The sequence below is a fragment of the Pseudobacter sp. genome (genome assembly GCF_051955275.1).
GTDB lineage: Bacteria > Bacteroidota > Bacteroidia > Chitinophagales > Chitinophagaceae > Pseudobacter.
The window spans coordinates 1-3164 of record NZ_JBQCGW010000304.1 but is presented as its reverse complement, the minus strand read 5'-3'; the positions used below and the strand labels follow the sequence as shown (position 1 = coordinate 3164).

2 protein-coding genes are annotated in these 3164 nt (G+C 44.1%); both read right to left on the bottom strand.

From position 1 onward, the window contains the following. Nucleotides 1-137 precede the first annotated feature (137 nt). Entirely contained in the window at nt 138-1583 is a 1446-nt protein-coding gene (locus ACTHMC_RS27035) for a RagB/SusD family nutrient uptake outer membrane protein (protein ID WP_440418118.1), read from the bottom strand. Nucleotides 1584-1592: 9 nt separating this feature from the next. Continuing rightward, on the bottom strand, nt 1593-3164 hold a 1572-nt coding region (locus ACTHMC_RS27030; RefSeq protein ID WP_440418117.1), incomplete at its 5' end, for a hypothetical protein.

Here is a 3164-nt window from a genome sequence, read left to right as displayed (position 1 = left end):
TGGCAGGACTCACTTCTTTTTTACTGCAACCGGATAAGAGCAATACCGACGACAAAAAAATAAAGGCTGTAAGTATCCTGATCCGGTCATTTGCAGACCGGAACGACAGGGAATATTTATTTGACATGATTTATCTTTTAAAATGAAGTGTATCCGGGGTTTTGTACCAGTTGTCCATTAAGCTTTATCTCATTCTCAGGGATAGGATACAGGAACTGGTAGTTGCCCCACCATGGTTGTTTATAAGAAATGGCAGACAATACATCATGTGCCTTTCCAGTTCTTTTCAGATCGAACCAACGATGGCCCCATTCCAGAAACAGCTCCACCCTTCTTTCGTGTGCAATGGCTTCAATGACCATGTTGGCAGGCAGGTCATTCTGCAGTTCTCCCACATCTGCCCTTTTGCGTAATATATTTACATCGGCAATGGCATCATTTACATTTGCAGGGTTCAGTAACACAGTTGCTTCAGCTCTGATAAGGTAAAGCTCCGCCAGTCTGATTACCATATAATAGTCCTGTCCAGGGATATTCCTGTACTTGGCAGGCACATAACCTGTATCGTTAAGTGTGGTCCACTCGCCTCGCCTCTTGTCGTTCAGCTCAAAACTGTTCATCAGTTCATCACTGATAAAATAATTAGGTCTGAAAGGAGCTGGCTTGTAAAACCAATTACCCTCGGGAGTAAAACTATTGTTTTTAGGAGGGTCTGAATTTTGTTTGAGCTGCAGCACTGCTTCCCTGCTATTTTTCTTAAAAACATCCGAAAGGTTATTCTCAATACCAAAAAGTGCTGACTGCTCAATCACTGCGCTGGCACTGCTGATGGCTTTCTGAAACTCGCCTGTATACAGATAAACGCGTGACAGCAGCGCTTCCGTAAACCATTTATTGACCCGTACTTTTTCATTATCCGCATGCGCGAAATCGGCTCTCAGCAGTGAGCCAGCTTTCAACAGATCTTCCCTGATCTGCTGATAGATCCTGGCGGTGGAAGAACGGGGAATAGCAACTGTCTGGTTGAAATCAGTAGTAAGCACTAATGGAATGTCCCCGAAATAATTCACCAGGTAGAAATAACTGAATGCCCTCAGCGCCAGTACTTCACCGGTCAGTTGTTTTCTGACACTATCAGTAAGGGATGAAGACGTTGAGGCTTCCAGCCCCTCCAGTACTGCACAGGCATCATAAATGATCTTATAGCAGGATGTCCATAACTTTGTGGTTCTTCCCGGGGCGCGAACAGATAATTTATTTTGCCGGGAAAATTGGTCTTCCTGATTTGCATCAAGGTTTACCAAATTAACCAGCTCGTCTGCAGACAGTCCTCCCTGAATGGTGGATAAACCGGTAGAAAACCAGCTCAGCACTTCCCCGTCCCAGGATGTTGGGATTGTTCCATTGACCATTTTTGAATAGATGCTGGCAACGGCCCATTCTGCCTGCCTGCTATTGGAAAAAACCTCACGGGTTGTCATCGTATCGATGGGGGGATCCACTTCAATCAGTTTACTGCAACTATTCAGCAGCGTTATTACAGACAGGAAAATGAAGAGTCGGAAAATATTATATTTGAACATAAGCAGTTTTTAAAAGTTGACACGTAATCCGGTACTGACCGTTCTTGCAATAGGAGCGGCAAAAATGGATGCCTCAAGCTCCGGATCCAGACCTGTATACGGAGAAATAGTAAAGAGGTTCTGTAAAGAGAGCGTGAAGCTGACTTCTTTGGCGCCGATCTTCTTACACCATTTAACCGGAAGGCTGTAACCCAGCGACAGGTTTTGCATGCGCATATAAGACCCGTTCACGAAACCACCATCAGATTTTTCGATAGGCCCCAGTAATGAAGAGTTATTGGTATACCTTGGATATTTGGCCTGATGCCCGGGATACTGCCAGTGATTGTCTGCAATCTCTTTAGGCAAAACTATATTGCCACGTGTGCCTACCGCGGAAACCAGGTAAGGGTTTTTCCGGAGCCGGTTGACAAAATAAATGTTGGTATTGCACGACAATGATTTGTACCGGAATTGTATCCCCAAATTACCATTGTATTTTTCGTTCAGATCAATGAATACCTGCCGGTCATCTCCAGGCTGATTGGGAATAAGTTCACTTCCTGCTGTGATCTTGCCGTCTTTATTCAAATCTTCAAATGTATAGGACCCTGTGGCAGGATCAATTCCGGTATAGCGCAGTAGATAAACTATATTGGTTGAATTGCCAATCTTCAGATTATTCTTGTAGGAAGAAGTTTCAAGATTCGGGAAGTCCAGCAGACGGTTCCTGTTCCTGGAGATATTGAATGAAACATTTAGTCCATAATCTTTTCCGGAAAGTACATTCCATAACAAGCTCATTTCAATGCCCATGTTCGCAAGCTTTGCGTCCCAGTTCCTCACCACATCTGTAAACCCTGTATATTCGGGGGTTGGCACCCTTGCAAGTTGATTGCCCGTTACATTCCGGTAGGTGGAAACTCTGACATTCAACCTGTCATTCATAAAGCCCAGCCACACAGAGAAATCTGTTTTTGTAGTGCTCTCCCATTGATAGTCCTGGTTCAGGGCTCTTAAAGGATGAAACACATTCAAACCATTATACCTGGGCTGACTGGCAAAAGTATTAACCCCTGTTGTAGACGCCCATCTTGATAGATATTCATAATCACCAATACTCTGGCTTCCTGTAATTCCGTAGCTACCGCTGAATTTGACAAGACTGAACCAGGATGGCAAAAGCTTTTTCATCCATTCTTCTTCAGAAGCGATCCAGGTGGCCCCTGCGGATCCAAAATTGCCGAACTGCCTGCCCGGGCCGAAACGTGAACATCCATCACGGTTGCCATTCAGGTTAATGACATATTTATTTGCCCAGTTATAATTTACAATGGCAGACAAGGCTGCATATTTGTACTGATTCAAGGATTGAATAACTGTTTTGAAAAGAGGATCTGCATTATTATGACTTTTCATCAGGCCATCATTAGCATATCCCATACCTGTTATAGTTTCTCCACCCGCAGTTGTGCTTTCATAATTCCCTATGAGCTGAACAGACAGATTCCCTTTTCCCAGGGTTGTTCTGTATTGTATGGAAGGATTGGCGGCAAATGTTTTCCCCTTAGACAAACCATAAAATGCCATAGGCAATGCCCA